At 65.1% G+C, this 17,255-nt stretch carries 18 protein-coding genes; 7 read left to right on the top strand and 11 right to left on the bottom strand.

Annotation, left to right across the window (positions count from 1 at the left end; all coding sequences use genetic code 11):
• The first annotated feature begins 175 nt into the window (after positions 1–175).
• Both ACVWYP_RS00755 and ACVWYP_RS00750 read left to right on the top strand, forming a co-directional pair.
• Positions 176–829: a FecR family protein gene (locus ACVWYP_RS00755; protein WP_170991508.1), complete on the top strand. Its 654-nt coding sequence runs from the start codon at positions 176–178 to the stop codon at positions 827–829.
• Between the two features lie 37 nt (positions 830–866).
• Positions 867–1,730 carry a tetratricopeptide repeat protein gene (locus ACVWYP_RS00750; protein ID WP_304497376.1) on the top strand — a complete coding sequence of 288 codons (864 nt, stop codon included), beginning with the start codon at positions 867–869 and terminating at the stop codon, positions 1,728–1,730.
• Positions 1,731–1,753: 23 nt separating this feature from the next.
• Here the strand turns inward: ACVWYP_RS00750 and ACVWYP_RS00745 are convergent, their stop codons facing one another.
• The 4 genes from ACVWYP_RS00745 to ACVWYP_RS00730 are packed head-to-tail and all read right to left on the bottom strand — an operon-like array spanning position 1,754 to position 5,362.
• Positions 1,754–2,620, bottom strand: coding sequence for an efflux RND transporter periplasmic adaptor subunit (locus ACVWYP_RS00745; protein WP_304497375.1), 867 nt, complete (start codon positions 2,618–2,620; stop codon positions 1,754–1,756).
• Positions 2,617–2,823, bottom strand: coding sequence for a DUF1656 domain-containing protein (locus tag ACVWYP_RS00740; protein WP_028333641.1), 207 nt, complete (start codon positions 2,821–2,823; stop codon positions 2,617–2,619). The genes ACVWYP_RS00745 and ACVWYP_RS00740 overlap by 4 nt, the downstream gene beginning before the upstream one ends.
• On the bottom strand, positions 2,820–4,871 hold the full coding sequence (locus ACVWYP_RS00735) for an FUSC family protein (protein WP_304497374.1): 2,052 nt from the start codon (positions 4,869–4,871) through the stop codon (positions 2,820–2,822). The genes ACVWYP_RS00740 and ACVWYP_RS00735 overlap by 4 nt, the downstream gene beginning before the upstream one ends.
• 2 nt (positions 4,872–4,873) lie before the next feature.
• Positions 4,874–5,362 (bottom strand): MarR family winged helix-turn-helix transcriptional regulator, encoded by a 489-nt coding sequence (locus tag ACVWYP_RS00730; RefSeq protein ID WP_304497373.1) that lies wholly within the window; start codon positions 5,360–5,362, stop codon positions 4,874–4,876.
• 224 nt (positions 5,363–5,586) lie between these two features.
• On the opposite strand from ACVWYP_RS00730, the gene ACVWYP_RS00725 reads away from it, so the two are divergent.
• The 4 genes from ACVWYP_RS00725 (at position 5,587) to ACVWYP_RS00710 (ending at position 6,537) form a co-directional block, all read left to right on the top strand.
• Entirely contained in the window at positions 5,587–5,763 is a 177-nt protein-coding gene (locus ACVWYP_RS00725) for a hypothetical protein (RefSeq protein WP_304497372.1), read from the top strand.
• 16 nt (positions 5,764–5,779) lie between these two features.
• A complete protein-coding gene (locus tag ACVWYP_RS00720) occupies positions 5,780–6,007 on the top strand; it encodes a DUF6894 family protein (protein WP_035631430.1) in 228 nt (75 codons plus the stop codon).
• Positions 6,008–6,070: 63 nt separating this feature from the next.
• The gene (locus ACVWYP_RS00715) at positions 6,071–6,295 is read left to right on the top strand and encodes a hypothetical protein (RefSeq protein WP_304497371.1); all 225 of its coding nucleotides are present in this window, start codon (positions 6,071–6,073) and stop codon (positions 6,293–6,295) included.
• A gap of 29 nt (positions 6,296–6,324) precedes the next feature.
• Positions 6,325–6,537, top strand: coding sequence for a hypothetical protein (locus ACVWYP_RS00710; RefSeq protein ID WP_028333636.1), 213 nt, complete (start codon positions 6,325–6,327; stop codon positions 6,535–6,537).
• 54 nt (positions 6,538–6,591) lie between these two features.
• Here ACVWYP_RS00710 and ACVWYP_RS00705 read toward each other — a convergent pair whose 3' ends face one another.
• Entirely contained in the window at positions 6,592–7,149 is a 558-nt protein-coding gene (locus ACVWYP_RS00705) for an HNH endonuclease (RefSeq protein WP_016845270.1), read from the bottom strand.
• Between the two features lie 191 nt (positions 7,150–7,340).
• On the opposite strand from ACVWYP_RS00705, the gene ACVWYP_RS00700 reads away from it, so the two are divergent.
• Entirely contained in the window at positions 7,341–9,101 is a 1,761-nt protein-coding gene (locus ACVWYP_RS00700) for a chloride channel protein (RefSeq protein ID WP_304497370.1), read from the top strand.
• A 163-nt stretch (positions 9,102–9,264) separates the two neighbouring features.
• Here ACVWYP_RS00700 and ACVWYP_RS00695 read toward each other — a convergent pair whose 3' ends face one another.
• From ACVWYP_RS00695 to ACVWYP_RS00670, 6 genes are all read right to left on the bottom strand, one after another.
• The gene (locus tag ACVWYP_RS00695; protein ID WP_028340355.1) at positions 9,265–10,242 is read right to left on the bottom strand and encodes a peptidyl-alpha-hydroxyglycine alpha-amidating lyase family protein; all 978 of its coding nucleotides are present in this window, start codon (positions 10,240–10,242) and stop codon (positions 9,265–9,267) included.
• Between the two features lie 102 nt (positions 10,243–10,344).
• Positions 10,345–12,132, bottom strand: coding sequence for a flavin-containing monooxygenase (locus tag ACVWYP_RS00690; protein ID WP_304497369.1), 1,788 nt, complete (start codon positions 12,130–12,132; stop codon positions 10,345–10,347).
• A gap of 111 nt (positions 12,133–12,243) precedes the next feature.
• Positions 12,244–13,329, bottom strand: a complete 1,086-nt coding sequence (locus ACVWYP_RS00685; protein WP_304497368.1) for a DUF2855 family protein — start codon at positions 13,327–13,329, stop codon at positions 12,244–12,246.
• Between the two features lie 105 nt (positions 13,330–13,434).
• Positions 13,435–14,952, bottom strand: coding sequence for an acyl-CoA synthetase (locus ACVWYP_RS00680; RefSeq protein WP_304497367.1), 1,518 nt, complete (start codon positions 14,950–14,952; stop codon positions 13,435–13,437).
• Positions 14,953–14,967: 15 nt separating this feature from the next.
• Positions 14,968–16,158: an ABC transporter substrate-binding protein gene (locus ACVWYP_RS00675; protein ID WP_456683975.1), complete on the bottom strand. Its 1,191-nt coding sequence runs from the start codon at positions 16,156–16,158 to the stop codon at positions 14,968–14,970.
• 29 nt (positions 16,159–16,187) lie between these two features.
• Positions 16,188–17,159 carry an NAD(P)H-dependent flavin oxidoreductase gene (locus ACVWYP_RS00670; protein ID WP_304497365.1) on the bottom strand — a complete coding sequence of 324 codons (972 nt, stop codon included), beginning with the start codon at positions 17,157–17,159 and terminating at the stop codon, positions 16,188–16,190.
• Positions 17,160–17,255: the final 96 nt, after the last annotated feature.

The following is a 17,255-nucleotide window of genomic DNA, read 5'->3' as shown; positions in this document are numbered from 1 at the left end:
TAATAGTATGATTACCATGCAAATTGTCCACTTATTAATTTTTAGTCGAACTGCGTCAGGCATTTAGGCCTGTCCGCGACAACTCGTCTGGCACTCAAGGTCCTGCAGTCTCGGCCCGGCGGTCCCGACCACCCATCGAGCCGCGACACGACAAGACCTTCTCGAGGAGGGGATCGTGCGCATCCATTTGATTGTTCAATTGCTTGCAAGCTTCGTCCTGGCACTCGCAACGCTCACGCCCGGCCAGGTGCAGGCGCAAACCGAACCGGCCCAGCCCGCGGTCGACAATATTCAATTGAAATTCATCGGAAGGGTCGTAGCCGCCACCGGTTCGGTCACGATCGAGCATCCGAGTGCAGTCGTCGTTCAGGCGGGGCTGCCCGGCAAATTGCCTCAGGCGCAGGTTGGCGACCCCGTTTATCTGGGCGACGTGGTGCAAACGGGAGCTGACGGACGCGTCGGGATCAATTTCACCGACGGCACTTCGTTCAATCTGTCGAGCAACGCCAAGATGGCGATGACCGAGTTTGTGTACGATCCGAACGGCAAGTCAAACTCGACCTTGCTCAAACTGACCAACGGGACGTTCACCTTCGTTGCCGGCAACATTGCGAAGACCGGCGACATGAAGATCGACACTCCCGTGGCAACGATGGGCATTCGGGGCACCACGCCACGCATCGAGATATCGGACGATGGAACGGTGAAGTTCGCCACGCTCGTTGAAGAGGGCAAGAGCAAGGTCAGGAAGGTCGGGACACGAACGCCGCAGCAACCTGAGCAAAACACCCTCCACAAGTTCAATCCGAACATCTGTCGAGGGTGCTAGGCCAGGCGCAGCCCGTTTCGTGCAAGCAAGGCCCGATATGAAACTTCGTGCAAGCGCCGGCGTAATTGTCAGCCTGACATCGCTTCTCGTTGCGATGCTCCCCGCGTTGCCTGCGATCGCGCAGAACCCGAAGAAGGACAACTATCTCCGCACCATCGGATTGTGCAGCGGCCTTGATCGCACACCGGCCGACGCGCGCGTTGCTGCTTGCACGGCGCTGATCGATGCGGGTCAGGACATGACCCCTGCCGGCCTCGCGATCGCCTACAACAACCGTGGCAACGCCTACGCGGCCAAGGGAGACTACGACGGCGCCATCCGGGATTTTGATCGATCGATCGAGCTCAATCCGGCCTACACCAAGCCGTTCAACAACCGCGGCGTGGCCTATCTCAGGAAGCGCGAATATGATCGCGCGACCGACGCCTTCGATCAGGCGATCAGGCTCAACCCGAGTTACGGCGAGGCCTTCGCCAACCGCGCCGGCGCCTATTTGAAGAAGAACGATTATGCGCGCGCGGTGCAGGACTACGACGAGGCCATTCGCCTCAAGCCGAACCTGGACGGGGTGTGGAGCGGACGCTGCTGGAGCCGGGCCATCCTCGGCGAATTGCAGGCGGCGCTGGAGGATTGCAACAAGGCCCTTCAATCGGGGCCCGCCAACGCCGCGACGTATGACTCGCGTGGCCTGATCTATCTAAAGACCGGCGAGCTTGGCGCGGCGATCGCCGACTACAGCTCCGCACTTCGCATCGATCCCAAGCTCGCAAGCGCACTCTATGGGCGCGGGCTGGCGAAGTTGAAGCGGGGCGACAAGGCCGGCGGCAATATCGACATCGCGGCAGCCAAGGCGATCCAGGGCAGCATCGGCGACGATTTCACGCGCTACGGCGTGCAATAGGCGAGTGCGGCCCGGCTGGCTAGCTAGTCCATGATCTCGACCGTCGCCGAACGGCCGGCGACCAGCGCGATGCGATCCGGCAGATGGTCCAGCGCGATGCGCACGGGAATGCGCTGCGCGAGCCGAACCCAGCTGAAGGTCGGATTGACGTTTGCGAGCAGGCTCGCGCCCGCCGCGCGGTCTCGATCCTCGATGCCGGCCGCAATGCTCTCGACATGTCCGGTGAGCCGCACCGGCTCGCCCATCAGCCGGATCTGCGCCTTGTCGCCGACGCGAATGCGCGCGAGCTTGGTCTCCTCGAAATAGCCTTCCACGTGCAGCGTGTCGGTGTCGACCAGCGCCATCACGCCCTTGCCCGCGGTGACGTAGGCGCCCGGCCGCAGGTCCATATTGGTGATGGTGCCGTTCACCGAAGCGTGCACCTCGCTGCGATCCAGATTGAGCTGCGCGACGGCGCGGTCGGCGACCGCCTGGTCATAGGCCGCCTTGGCCTGCAGCTGCGTGGCCAGAACCTGCTCCTGCTTCTGCTGCGACACCGCATCGGTGGTCAGCGAGCTGTAGCGTTTGAGGTCGGCGTCGGCCTGATCCAGCGTTGCGCGATGGCCGGCGACCGCCGCGTCGGCCTGCTTCAGTGCCAGGGCAAAGCGTGCGCGATCGATCCGGAACAGGATGTCGCCGCGACGCACCGGCTGATTGTCCTTGACCAGTACGTCGGTGACGAAGCCGGAGACGTCGGGAGCCACCTGGATCACGTCGGCGCGGACCCTGCCGTCGCGGGTCCATGGCGATTCCATATAGTAGACCCAGAGCGCGCGAGCGACAGCGAGTGCGGCGATGACGGCGACCGCGGTCAGCGCAACCCGGCCGAGCCAGGCGAAATTCCCTTTCATGGCAGAAACTCCGAAAGATAAACCACGACGCCGAGCAGGCATACATACAGGGCGAAATTGAACAGCGCGCGATGCCAGACCAGCCGGTAGAACCCGAAGCGCTGCATGATCCGGCTCACCACCGCGCTCAATGCATAGGCAACGATCAGCCACAGCAGCAGCGCCGGAACGAGCACGCCGTAAATGTCGAGCTCATATCTCATGCGGCAAAGCTCTCCTCGGGCTGCGATCGATAGGCGGGCGCATCCGGAAACAGGCCGCGGCGGATGCCGACGAGGCCGAGCAACGCATCGTCCCGCGCGCGCTCATTGGGATCCTTGACGACCGCGGACAGCGCTGCATCGATGGACGTCAGCAATTCGGCCGACATTGCCTCGTCCGCATGGGCGCGAAACGCCGCCGCGAGGTCGTCCAGCATGTTGTCGATGGCACGCACGGTCAACGCGGCGAGGCCGTAACGGGCCCGCCGGAGGTCGATGATGTTGAGCCCGATGCGCAACTGGACCAGGCTGTCGGCATCGCGGCGGTCGCTCTCGGAGATGAAGGCGATCCGCTGGACCAATAGGCCGAGCCGATGCAGCATCAGGCCGGCAAACTGCGCGCGATCGCCGTGGCCGCGTCGCTCGGCCGCGACCGCGAGCGTCTGCCAGCTCGACGTCATCAGCCGCTTGGCGATCCATTCGGCGCCGACGCCGCGCGCGATCCGCGTCACGATCTCCGCGATGACAACACCGAGGAAGAAGGCGACCGACGTGTTGGCGAAACTGGCGAAATCCGCGCTGTAGGTCGACTGCAGCGCGAGCAGCGTCGCGGTGTTGGCGGCGAGCGCCATGCCGATCGGCGCGGTTTTGGGCCGTGCGATCAAAAAACCGTACAGGAGGAAGGTCGGCGCCAGCGCTGCGATCAGGACCTCGACATGGGAGATGCCCGGCACCAGCGCGAACTGATAGATCGCGACGACGACGATCGCGACCAGCGAAAACAGCCCGAAGGCCCGGATGCTGCGCGCCGGCTCGTCCTGCGCAGCGAAGAACGAGCAGGCGACCGCCGCCATCATCGGCGCCGAGGCGCCATCGGCCCAGCCGGTTGCAATCCACAGACCGCAGCAGATCAGGATGGCCACTGCCGCCCCCGCGGCGGACCATAGCGCCATGCCGTGGTCGCGATGACGGACCGGCGCGGCCCCCGACTCCGGGTGAAACGCCAGCGGGACGGTGGAGATGTCCCGGCCCGCGGCAATCGCGTCACCTATTGCGCGGCAGTCGGCCGAGATGTCGACAAGCTCGCGGAGCCGGAGCAGCAGGCTGATCGTGATGATGCGCTCCCGCGACACGACGCCGTCGAGCGCGGATTGCCGCTCGGCGATTGCAGCGCGGATCTGCTCGCTGGATTGCCGCTGGCGATCCTCGTCCACGATCCATGCGGCGAGATCGTCGATCAGGCGCCGTAGCTCCGGTTGCTTTTGCAGCGCGGCCTCGCCGAGTGCGGCAAGCCGGTCTTCGATCGAGGTGATGATCGGCAACAGCATCAGCATGCGAAGCCGGACCTCACCGAGGCCACGTACGGTGCCGACGTCGGCCAGCCGGTCATAGGCGACATGGGTCGCCAGCGTATCGATCTCGACGATGTCGGTCGCAAGACGAAGGCGTTGGGCCCGACGCGTCTCGCTGGTCCCGCGATCAAGCAGCACGTCGCGTGACAGGCGGCGCGCATCCGACAGCCAGCTCCTGATGCGGCCGCCGACCGCCGGCGCGACGCTGCGGGGAAACACCACTGTCGACACCAGGCTCGCGCAGATGATGCCGAGCGAGATCTCCTCGACCCGTGCCAGCGCGACATCGAAGATGCTGCCCGGGTCAGCCACCGACGGAAAGCCGATCAGTGCGACGGTATATCCGCCCAGCATGAAGACATAGCTGCGCGGCGTACCATCAAGCAGCGACAGATAAAGGCAGAGCCCGACCCAGAGCGCGATCGCGAGGCACAGCAGTTCCGGCGCATTGACCAGGTTCGGCACCAGGGCGACCGTGACGCTCGCGCCGACCAGCGTGCCGATCACGCGGAAGAACGCCTTCGAGCTGGTGGCGCCGGCCAGCGGCTGGGAGGTGATGTAGACCGTCGCCATCGCCCAATAGGGGCGCGGCAGATCGATCGCCAAGGCGATGACGAGCGCCAGCATCGACGCCGCGAACGTCTTCAACGCGAAGACGAGGTCCGCGTGGCGGACCAGGAACGGCTCTTCCGCGCGCATGACTATTTCGCCTCTGGAGCAGTCTTGGCTGGTGCAGTCCTGGCGTCCTGCAGGCGGCTCGCCCGCTGCTCGATGAGCTGCAGCGTCTCGAAGGTTACCGCAAGTTCCGCGCTGCCGATATCCTTCAGCAGGCTGGCCCGCACGCGGCGCAGTACCCGGTTGATCTCCTCGACCTTGGCCTCGCCGGACGTGGTGAGATGCAGCGTCTTGGCGCGCCGGTCGGTCGGGTCCTCGCGACGCTCGACGAAGCCTTCGGACTGGAGCAGATCGATCAGCCGCACCAGTGAGGGCCCCTCGATTCCCAGTTCATCGGCCAGCACGCCCTGCCGGACGGTTTCCCCCTGGCGCGACAACACCAGCAGCGGAATCGCCGTCGCGTAGGACAGGCCGTGGTCGGACAAGGCCTGATCCGACTGGCGGCGCCAGATCCGGGCGAGCCTGGTCACCAGGCGACCGATCTCGGCGTGGATATGGGACTGCGAAGGCGGCATGCAAATTAGATAGGATGCGAACTATTAGGATGCAATAATATAGCTCCGAACATCGCGGATGATCACGCGAATGCGATCCTGAGTGAGGGAGCGTCAATACTGCTGCACGATCGACCTCGATGCGCTGGTTATGGTGATCGCAGGCTCAGTTGCGGGCGGACCTTGAGCGCGGCCGGTTAGGAACGCATCGGGATACAAAAGCTTCTGTTCCCGAGGAGATTGTCGTGAACAGAAAGCCTGTCACGCCGGATTCCGGACGCCCGAGCGAGTGGGGTTCCCACGCGCAAACCGACAAGCCGTGGAAGGGAAACCCGGAGAAGGAGCAGCGCTCCGGCGACGCGAAGCGCTCCGGAGACGAGAAGCCGGACCTGGAAAAGTGGCATGAATCGAACACGCAGTGATGCGCGGAGATAGCGAATGCCCGCCTTTCACTTCGCGATCGTGAATGATGAGCGCGTGATCGATGCAACCGGCCAGCCGGTTGCCGACCGCGATGAAGCCATTGCCGTCGCCAAGCGGCTCGCGATCGACCTTGCCGAGACCCGACAGGAATATCTGGGACGCGGCTACTTCATCTCGGTGATCGGCAGCGACGCCCGCGAAATTCACCGCGAAAGCATCGACAGCGCCGAGAAGAGCGGATGAACGATGCCGCCCGGCGGGCGGCAAGAGAGCAAGGCTTGGAGAACAAGGCTTGGAGAACAAGGCTTGGAGAACAAGGCTTCGAGAACAAGGCTTCGAGAACAAGGCTTCGAGAGCAAGGCTTGGAGAGACCGAATGGATATGGGCCTTGAAATCATCTACGGCATCGGAGCGCTCGTGCTTCTGACCGCTTTGATCTTCGGCGTGCTTCAGCACCATTTTCGCAGCAGGCGCGCGTTGCAGGCCGGCGAGGAGGTCGTCCGCGAGAGATACCAGCGGAATGAGACCTGACGCAGCGGCGCTCGCGCAAGGAGGAGACGATGGGATTGGCTCAATATGCGGTGATTGCGGCCGGCGAGGAATGGGGCGTCCTGCACGACGGCAATCTCAACGGCGGATACGCTACCAAGGAAGCTGCATTCGAATCGGCGGCGGCCGCCGCGGCTCTGGCGATCAGGATGGGGCACGAGGTCCACGTCAGCGTACCCGGACGCGAGGAGGGCGAGGCAGCCCTCACCAAGCGGCCCGCCTGAAACCACAGCAGTACGGCTTGCATTCGGTGTGAGGACGACGCGGACCAGCGCGCTCTACGGATCGAGCTCTGTATCCCAGTAGAGATAATCGAGCCAGCTCTCGTGCAGATAGTTCGGCGGAAACAGCCGGCCGTTGCGATGCAGCTGATGCACGGTCGGGGCGTAGGGCGTCTGCTTCGGAAACATCTTGGCCTGCTGCGGCGTGAGATTGCCCTTGCGCAAATTGCAGGGCGAGCAGGCGGCGACGACGTTCTCCCAGGTGGTCTGGCCACCCTTGCTGCGCGGAATGATGTGATCGAAGGTGAGATCGTCGCCCGACAGGCAATACTGGCAGCTGAATCGGTCGCGCAGGAAAACGTTGAACCGGGTGAAGGCGGGGTGGGTGGTCGGCTTGACGAAGGACTTGAGGGATACGACGCTCGGCAGCTGGATTTCGAAGGAAGGACTTCGTACCGCCCGGTCGTAATATTCGACGATGTTGACACGATCGAGGAACACCGCCTTGATCGCGTCCTGCCAGGACCAGAGCGACAGCGGGTAATAACTCAGCGGCCGGAAGTCCGCATTCAAGACCAGCACCGGCCAACCGCCTTGCGAGACATGTGCGTTCAAATAACGCTCCTGACTCCCATTAGCTGCGAAGCAGCATGCACTCACATACTACAGGCAGCGTGACGGGATTGTGAAGAGCAATGAGCGGCTTATCCGCCGCGCCCTGCCATGTTCCTGCCCCGATTGCCTCCCGCCCGCGAGGCCCGTAAAGGGAGCCGCAAGGCCCTGTCGGCCAGTGACGGACCCTGCCGATGACCACGACCTCAAGCTATCTCGAGGCGCCGCGCCGGTTGCGCGCGTTCGTGCGCGCGCACGAGACGAGCCTTGTGGTGCTGGCGGTGCTGATCGGCGCCATTGGCGGCCTCGTGGTGGCGGTCATGAGCGGCCTCGTCACGGTGCTGCATTCGGTGCTGTTCAATCTGCCGCTCGGCGACCGGTTGTCGAGCCAGCCCAGCATCGATCCTGTGCGCGCGCTTGTGGTTCCCACGATCGGCGGCCTGCTGCTGGGATTTGCGTTCCTTCTGTTGCTCCGGGTCCGGCCGGCCCGCGAAATCGACCCGATCGAGGCCAACGCGCTTTATGGCGGGCGGATGTCGTTTCGCGGCAGCGTGATCGTGGCGCTGCAGACGATCTGGTCGAGCGGCGTCGGCGGCTCGGTCGGGCTCGAGGCCGGCTATACCCAGCTCTCCAGCGGCCTCGCCGCCTCGCTCGGCCGCGGCTTTCACCTTCGCCGCAACGACCAGCGAATCATGGTCGGCTGCGGCGCGGCGGCGGCGATCGCCGGCGCCTTCAGCGCGCCGCTTGCGGGCGCGTTCTACGCTTTCGAACTAGTGATCGGCGGCTATACGCCGGCCAGCCTGACCCCGGTCGGCGTGGCGGCGGTGACCGGCTACTTCGTCGCCCATGCCTTCGAGCCGCTGCCGCTCGGCGTCGGCGTCGGAACCGTCGGCGATGTGCTCGGGCGGGATCTTGCGATCGCCGCGCTGCTCGGCATGGTCGCGGCGGCGACCGGCATCGCGATCATGCGCGGGGTCACGCTGTGCGAGGCGCTGCTGACCAAGAGCCGGCTGTGGCCGCCGTTGCGGCCGGCGCTCGGCGGGCTTGCCGTCGGCGCGATGGCGCTCTTGACGCCGCAGGTGATGTCGTCGGGCCATGGCGCGCTGCGCTTCGCCGGCATCGTGGCGATGCCGCTTGCCTTCATCGCCGGCGTGTTCGCGCTGAAGGCGGTGGCCTCGATCATCTCGCTCGGTTCGGGCTTCCGTGGCGGATTGTTCTTCGCCACGCTGTTCATGGGCGCGCTCGGCGGCCGGCTGTTCGCCGCCGGCGTCGACATCGTGTGGCCGGGGCTGAACCTCGACCCCAATGCCTATGCGGTGATCGGCATGAGCGCGCTGTCGGCATCGGTGATCGGCGGCCCGCTCACGATGTCGTTCATCGCGCTGGAATCCACCGGCAACCTCTGGCTCACCACCGCGGTGCTGGTCGCGGTCATCATCTCGACCACGATCACGCGCGAGCTGTTCGGCTATTCGTTCGCGACCTGGCGTTTGCATCTGCGCGGCGAGACCATCCGCAGCGCCGCCGATATCGGCTGGATCCGCGATCTCACGGTCGGCAAGATGATGCGGCAGGACATGACGACGGTGAACGCCGCGATGCCGATCGAGGCGTTCCGCGAGGAATTCCCGCCGGGCTCGAAGACCCAGGTCGTTGCGGTCGACGGCGAGGGGCATTACGCGGGGCTTGCGCTGGTCGCCGAAGCGCACGCGCCGGATCTCGAGGCCGACAAGGGGCTTGCCGCCATTCTGCGCTACGCCGACGTGGTGCTGCATCCCGGGATGAACGTCCAGGAGGCGATCGCGGTGTTCGACGCCGCGGAAGCGGAATCCCTTGCCGTGGTCGAAGGCGACGGCGACCGGCGGCCGATCGGCCTGCTCACCGAAGCGCACGCCATGCGGCGCTATGCGGAAGAATCCGAGCTGCGCCGCCGCGAGGTGATCGGCGAGATTTGATTGCGCGGGAGCGCTTTTCGACCCGTCATCCTGAGGAGTCGCGAAGCGGCGTCTCGAAGGATGCGCGGCCCCGCTGGTGGCCGTCGACCCTTCGAGACGCGCGCGATGCGCGCTCCTCAGGGTGACGGTGATATAGTAGGCGCTCTGCTTCAATACAGCGCGGCTACCCCGTCACCAGCTCCAGCTTCTGCAGGCATCGCGTCACGCGCACCGCGGCGGGCATCTCGATGTCCGGAAAGCTGGTTTTCCAGTCGGTGACGCCGACCTCGCCGACATAGATGTCGCCGCGTGAATCCAGCGCGATGCCGTGCGGCGCCAGGAATTTTCCGGTCTCGACGCCGGGGCCTTGCTCGCCGCCGAGCCGCGCGATGCGCTTGCCGGTGTGATCCACGATCGACAGCCGCGGACCGAGATTGGGCACCTTGCGATTGACGGCCATGCCGGGGCCGAGCTCGCCGATCACGAAGTTCGGCTGCTTGCCGCCGCCGCAGCAGCACAATGCACAGGGCCGGTGCAGGTTGTTCCACTGCGTCTCGTATTTGCCGTTGCCGTCGAACACCTGGACGCGGTGGTTCTCGCGGTCGGCGACGTAGACCCAGCCATCGGCGTCGGTCGCGATGTTGTGCACGATGTTGAACTGGCCGGGATCGGTGCCGGGCTCGCCCCAGGTCTTGATCAGCTTTCCATCCGGCGTGTATTTGTGGACGCAGGCATTGCCGTAGCCATCGGAGACATAGATCTCGCCCTTCGGCGACAGCGCGGTGTGGGTGCAGCGATGGAACGGCTCGCCGCTCATGAATGGCGCCGGCTTGTTCGGGATGCCGATCGTCAGCAGCACCTTGCCGTCGGTCGAGCATTTGCGCACGGTGTGGTCGCCGTCATCGGTGCAATAGAGATTGTCGTCGGCATCGATGTGCAGGCCGTGGGCGCGCGAGAACACGCCTTCGCCCCAGCTGTTGATGAAATTCCCCTCGCGGTCGAGCACCACCATCGGATGGTCGCCGCGGTTGAAGACATAGACGCGGTCCTTGCTGTCGACGGCGACGGAGGCGACATCGGTCAGGCTCCAGCCGTCGGGCAGCTTTGCGAAGTTCTCCACCACGCGATAGCGGTGTTCGCCGGTGCCGAGGATGGTTGGCATAAGATGTCTCCCCAAGATCGTCATTCCGGGGCGATGCGCAGCATCGAACCCGGAATCTCGAGGTTCCGGGTTCGCTTCGCGCCCCGGAACGACGGCAGGTTTCTACGAAAGATCCGCCCGTGGCCCGACGTCGCGCGGCAACAGGCCTTCCTCGATCGCCTTGATCTGCAGTGCGAGATAGCGCGAGTTGATGCGGCATTGCGCGAGGCTGCCGGCGATGAACCACAGGCCGGGCTGCGGCGTGCGGGTGTACATGTTGCGCAGCTCCTGGCCGTCGCCAAAGCCCCAGATCGGGCCGACGCGCGCGGCCATGGCCTCGCCGAACAGTTTTTTCACCAGCTCTTCCTGCGGCCGGTAGCCGGTCGCGAGCACGATCAGGTCGGCCTCAATCGTCTCGCCGCTCTTCAGACGCGCGCCCTCGCTCACGAAGGTCTCGATGTCGGCGAACTGCCGCAGGGCGACCGCACCGCTCGCGACCAGATCGGAGCAGCCGACGTTGAAGTAATAGCCGCCGCCGCGGGTCAGGTACTTGAACTGCCAGCCGGTGCCGCCATCGCCGAAATCGAGCTTGAAGCCCTTGCGCGCGAGGCCGTCGAGCAGCGGCTTGTCGAGCTCTTTCGACTGCTCGGTCATCAGCACATGGCTGCGCTTGGCGAGCACGAGCGGCATCGAGGTCGCGATCAGATCATTGTCCTCGAGCGTACCTTCATTGTAGGCGGCATAGGCGAGCTGCGCCGACGGCTCGATATTGGTGATCAGCGTCGAGGAGCGCTGCACCAGCGTGACCTCGGCGCCCGAGGAGTGCAGGTCCTGCGCGATGTCGTGGCCGCTGTTGCCGGTGCCGATCACGAGCGCCCGCTTGCCGGTCCAGCTCTCGCCGTCCTCGTAGCGGCTGGAATGCATGACCTTGCCGGAAAAATTCTTCAGGCCGGGGATATCGGGCAGATTGGGGATGCCGCTGACGCCGGTTGCCATCACGACATGGCGCGGCTGCATCTTGCGGGTCGTGCCGTCGGCGCGGCGCAGCTCGACGGTCCAACGCCCCGTTGCGTCGTCATAGCTGCCGCCGACAAATTCCGTGCCGGTCCAGAAGTTCAGCTCCATGGCATCGACATAGGTTTCGAACCAGTTGGCGAGCTTGTCCTTCGGGATGTAGGTCGGCCAGTTCGGCGGGAACGGCATGTAGGGCAAATGATTGACCTGCACCTGGTTGTGCAGGGTCAGCGCGTGATAACGCTTGCGCCAATTGTCGCCGACGCGTGCTTCGCGGTCGACGATCAGCGCGTCGATCTTGAGCTGTTGCAGCCGCGCGGCGATCGCAAGCCCGGCCTGTCCGCCGCCGACCACCAGCACATCAGGGTCGCGGTCGGCATATTCGGCGGATGCCTTGCGCAGGTCGAGCCAGTTGGGGCCGCGGAAGTCGCGCGAATAGGCCTGTCCGCGCGGCCTGGTGTGGCCCTGCTGTTCCTCAAAACCCTTCAGCTCCTCGAGCGCGGTCAGCAAGGTCCAGGCCTTCAGGCGATCGTCGTCGGCGGCATCAGGGATCAGCCGCACGATGCCGTGGCCGCGGCCAACCGCCGTCTCGAATTTGAAGATCGCCTCGATCGCATGGGTACCGGCGCGTGTCACCCGTCGGGGCGGGGCGCGATCGGCATCGATGCGGAAGTCATGCGGCGCGCTGTGACGCGCATGCGCCGGCAGCTCCTCGATGATCGCGAAGGCCCGGTTGACGGTCTGGATGTTCCAGCTCAGCGCCAGCACGTCGCGCCAGTAGCTGTCGGGATGGAATAGCGGCTTCAGCAGCACATCGTCGGGGCTGGCCAGCGCATCTTCGAACTGCACGAGCCAATTGTCGGCGGCGACCGAAATATCGTCCGTCTTGTCGAGCATTGAGCGTTTCTCGTCATCGGCCGCCTTGCTGACGTTTTCTTGGCGGCGTTCCCTTTCCGCAAAGCCTATACCTATTCGAAGGCACGCAGAAAGGGCGCGACGGGATAGCGCCTATTCGGCCAGCGACAGGATCAGGCCTTGATCCGGCGGAACGCGGCCCTGCAGGGTATCGAGATAGGCCTCGCGCACCGCGGCCGGGCCGCGCCGCTCGACCACATCAAGCCATTTCGGCAGATGCGGCACGAGCTCGGCCCATGCGGCGCCAAAACGCTGGTCGATGCCGCCGGGACCCCATTCCTTTGCGCGCTTTCGGATCTGGTCCGGGGCGAAGAACCACACCGGCTTGGCGCCGGGCAGCGTGGGCTCCTCCGCCTCGCTGGCGCGATGCGTCAGCCCGACCCGGCCGGAATAGACCATCTGCGCGCCGAAGTGCCGGTGCAGATTTTCGCGCAGCGCACTGTTGCCGGCCATGTCGACATAGGCTGTAGGCTCGGCCGACGGGATCGCGATGACCTGATCGTAGGTGACGACCTCGTCGTAGCAGCCGAGCGAGCTGACGAAATCGACATTGCCCTTTGAGGTCAGCCCGATCACCGGGATGCCCCGTTTGTGCACGAGATGGGCGAGCCCGAACGCGGTCTTGCTCGAGGCCGACGACAGGATGACGCGGCGTGCGCCGTAGAACGCATTCTCGGCCAGGAAGTCGTCGACCAGGAAGGACAGCATGAACAGCGGCAGCAGCAGCGCGCGGAAATCGCCCTGCCGGCCGGCATAGGTCGGATCGCCGGAGACGCGGGCATAGGCATTATAGACCGGCGAGACCTCCTGCCGGTGCGCGGCGCCGTCGCGCAGGCCGCGCTTGCTGACGTCGGCCGCCTCGATCACCAGATGGGTCGCCATCGGGAAATAGCCGAACAGCGTTTCGCCGGCTGCAACCATTGGATGTTTCGATGCCAGCACCTCGCCAAAGCCCCACACCGGGATGATGCCGTAGCCGTCAGGCGCCGGGAACAGGTGCCAGTATTTCAGCTGCTCGCCGATTACGGCATAGGTGATGTTGTTGGCGGTGAAGGCGAAGCGGGTCACCTTCACCAGCAGCGCGTCGGCCGGCAGTGCCGCGGCGTCGGGCAACTGCGCCTCGATCACCTTGCATTGCTGCAGATCGTTGCGGATGACGATGAAGTCGGTCGAGTTCATGGCGGATGATCCGGGCCCTTGGTGCACCGGCATCGTTGCGTCGATCGCCGGCCTTTTGCAACAGCAACTAAGTTTCAAACGCCGTTCGCTTCGCCGTCACATCGCTCAGCCGAGCTGTCCTTCGCGGTAGAGGTCGCGCAGCTTGCGCTTGAAGATCTTGCCGGTAGCCTCGCGCGGCAACGCGTCCATGAAGCGGATATCCTTCGGCACCTTGAAATTGGCGAGCTTGTCGCGCAGGAAATCCTGGATCGCCGCAACCGAAAGCGTGCTGCCTGCTTCCGGCTCGACGCAGGCGAACAGCCGCTCGCCGTACTCGTCGTCGGGGACGCCGAACACCGCGCAGTCGCGGACGCCTGCCATGCCGATCAGGGCGTTCTCGATCTCGGCGGGATAGATGTTGACGCCGCCCGAGATCACCATGTCGCGCTTGCGGTCGCACAGGAAAAGATAGCCGTCCGCGTCGAGATAGCCGACATCGCCGACGCTGATCAGGCCGTCGTGATCGGCCTCGGCGCGCGCCTTGGCGTTGCCGTGATAGTCGAAGTCCGAGATCAACGTCTGACGCATGAAGATCTCGCCGGGCTCGCCGACGTCGCATTGCGTCCCGTCGGGCCGGAAGATCTTGACGATGCCACCTTCGATCGCGCGGCCGACGGTGCCGGGCTTGGCCAGCGCTTCGGCTGACGAATGCCAGACCGGGATGCCGGTCTCGGTCGAGCCGAGATATTCGTTGATGACCGGTCCCCACCACTCGATCATCGCGCGCTTGACGTCGACAGGGCAGGGCGCCGCGCCGTGGACGATGAAGCGCAGCGACGACATGTCGTAGCGGCGCCGCATCTCCTCGGGCAGGCGCAGCAGCCGCACGAACATCGTCGGCACCATATGCATGTGGGTGACACGGTGGCGCTCGATCAGTTGCAGCAGATCCTCCGGATCGAAGCGCGGCTCGAGCACGATCACGCAGCCGTTGCGGAACGCGAGCATCCCGTAGGAGTGCGGCGCCGAATGGTACATCGGGCCGTTCATCAGGATCACCTGATCCTCGTTCGGCTTGACGCCGTAGGTGATGGCGCCGACGCGCGCGGCCGCCGCCTGCTGCTCTGATGGCATCGGCTTGCGCTTGACGCCCTTCGGCAGTCCTGTTGTGCCCGAGGTGTAGAACATCGGCGCCGCGCCGATCGGCGCGTCGGTCAGTGGTTGGTGCGTCTCGCGCCAGACGTCCCAGTCGGTCATGCCGGCGGGCACGCGCGCGGCCGTAGGCGCGACACCATAGGCCGCCGCGATCTCCGGCGGCGTCGTCACCACCAGCAGCTTGGTTGCCGGCGGCAGGCCGTCGCGGATCTGCGGCAACAGATCGGCGTGGCAGACCAGTGTGTCGGCGCCGCTGTCGGACAGGATGTAGGCGACCTCGTCGGCCTTCAGATGCCAGTTGATCGGCACCACCGGGCTGCCGAGCGTGGCCGAAGCCGCGACCACCTCGAACAGCGCGAAATCGTTGCGCAGCATCATGCCGACCGGCTTGCCGCCCTGCACGCCGAGCGCCCGGAAGCCGCTGGCCGCCCGCGCGATGCGGGCGTGAATGTCGCCGTAGCTGATCTGTCTGTCGCCGCTGATGATCATGTCGCGCCTCGTCTCCTAGCGATCGTCCAGGATCTCGCCGAAGCTGATCCAGCTCTTGCCGTTGAACCGGCGCAGCCGCAGCTGCTGGAACGGCAGGTAGTCGTCCGGCCCGGTCGATACCGTCATGCCCGGCAACAATAGCGGCAGCGGAACGTCGCGCAATGACGCCGCCTGGCGCATGATGTTCTCGCGGCTGAAATCGTTGTTGCAGGCCTTCAGCACGGCCATCAGCAGCGTCGCATAGTGATAGCCCGCCGAGTAGTGCGAGTTGCTGAGATCCGCATTGGGCAGGTATTGCTTCATGAAGGCAAGATAGTCCTTCACGGCGGGATCGTCGGCCCATTGCGCGTCCATCGTGTCCTTCTGGTTGCTGGACGAGATCAGGCCGACCGCGTTCTCGAGCCCGGCGGGCTCCAGGAACGAGATCGACGACGCGGAGGTCGGCACGAAGAACAGATCCGGCTTCCAGCCGATCTCGGCCACGCCCTTGATCATCTGCGGCGTGAACTTGCCGAGCACGACACCGAACAGCACATCGGCACCGGACGCCTTCAGGGTTGCGAGCTGCGAGCTGATGGTGGGCGCCGAAGTCTCGTAGCTCGCTTCCGCGACGATCATGCTCGCGGCCTTGCCGCCGAGCGCGCGCTTGAAGCCGGCGACGTAGTCGCGGCCGAAATCGTCGTTCTGCGCGAGGATCGCGATCTTCGCGTCAGGCTTGGCCTGCAGCACATATTTGGCATAGACCACGCCCTCGGATTCGTACGATGCCATGCCCGGCATGGTCCACGGATAGGTCTTCGGGTCGGCCCATTTGGTCGCGCCGCTCAGCACGAACAATTGCGGGATCTTTTTGGTGTTGAGATAGCGGTGCACGGCGTTGTTGGTGGCGGTTCCGAGCGAGCCGAACATCATCAGCACCTCCTCCTGCTCCACCAGCTTGCGGGTCTGCTCGACGGTCTTCGGCGGCGAATAGGCGTCGTCCAGCGTGATGAATTTCACCTGCCGGCCGTTGATGCCGCCCTCTGCGTTGACCTTCGCGAAAAACGCTTCCTGGGCGCGGCCGATGGTGCCGAAGCCGGAGACCGGTCCGCTATAGGGCAGCGTCTGGCCGATCCGGATCGCCTCGTTGCCGTTGTCGGCGGCGGCCGTGCTGGTGATCGCGCAGACCGCAAGTGCGGCCGCCAGCGCGTGTTGCGCTCGTTTCATGGTTCACTCCCGGACTTTGTGCAACAGCGTCAGGCGCTGGCGCGCAGGAAATCGCCGCGCGCCGCGGCGAACTCGGACTTGAGCCGCGCCACCAGTTCGGCGACCGGCGGGGCATCGGAGATCTGGCCGATGCCCTGGCCCGAGCCCCAGATGTCGCGCCAGGCCTTGGCCTTCATGTTGCCGCCGGAGCCGAAGTTCATCCTGGATTTGTCGGCGACCGGCAGGTTGCCCGGATCGAGGCCTGCCGCCGCGATCGACGGTCCGAGATAGTTGCCGTGCACGCCGGTGAACAGGTTCGAATAGACGATATCGTGCGCGGCGTATTCGGTCAGCGCCTGCTTGTACCTGATATCGGCGTTGGCTTCCTCGGTCGCGATGAAGCGGGTGCCGATATAGGCGAGGTCGGCGCCGAGCGCGAGCGCGGATGCGATGCTCCAGCCGTCGGAGATCGCGCCCGACAGCAGGATCGTGCCGTTGAACCATTGCTTGACCTCGCGCACCAGCGCGAATGGCGACAGCGTGCCGGCGTGTCCGCCGGCGCCGGCGCAGACCAGGATCAGGCCGTCGACGCCCTGCTCGGCGGCCTTGCGCGCGTGCTTCACGTTGATGACGTCGTGGAACACCACGCCACCATAGGAGTGCGCGGCCTCGACGATTTCGGACGGCGGGCGCAGCGAGGTGATGATCACGGGCACCTTGTGCTTCACGCAGGTTTCCATGTCGCGCATCAGCCGGTCGTTGGACGCGTGGCAGATCTGGTTGACCGCGTAGGGCGCGACCTTCTTCTCCGGATGCAGCACCTGGTACTCGCCGAGCTCGTTCTCGATCTGGGTCAGCCATTCGTCGAGCTTCTCGACCGGACGGGCGTTCAGCGCCGGGAACGAGCCGACGATGCCGGCCTTGCACTGCGCGATCACGAGCTCGGGCCCCGAGACAATGAACAGCGGGGAGCCGACGACCGGCAGTTCAAGCCTGTTGGCGAGCGAAGCGGGCAGCGACATTTTCGGATCCTCCATGCGCCGCCCCGGCCGGCGGCCGGGACGGATCGCGATTTGTTATGATGGCTGGAGCGGCGGCTCTCTTGGCGCGGCAATATA

This window comes from Bradyrhizobium sp. USDA 3262 (assembly GCF_054060035.1).
The sequence above is the reverse complement of the archived record's forward strand: the minus strand, read 5'-3'. Positions and strand labels throughout refer to the sequence as shown.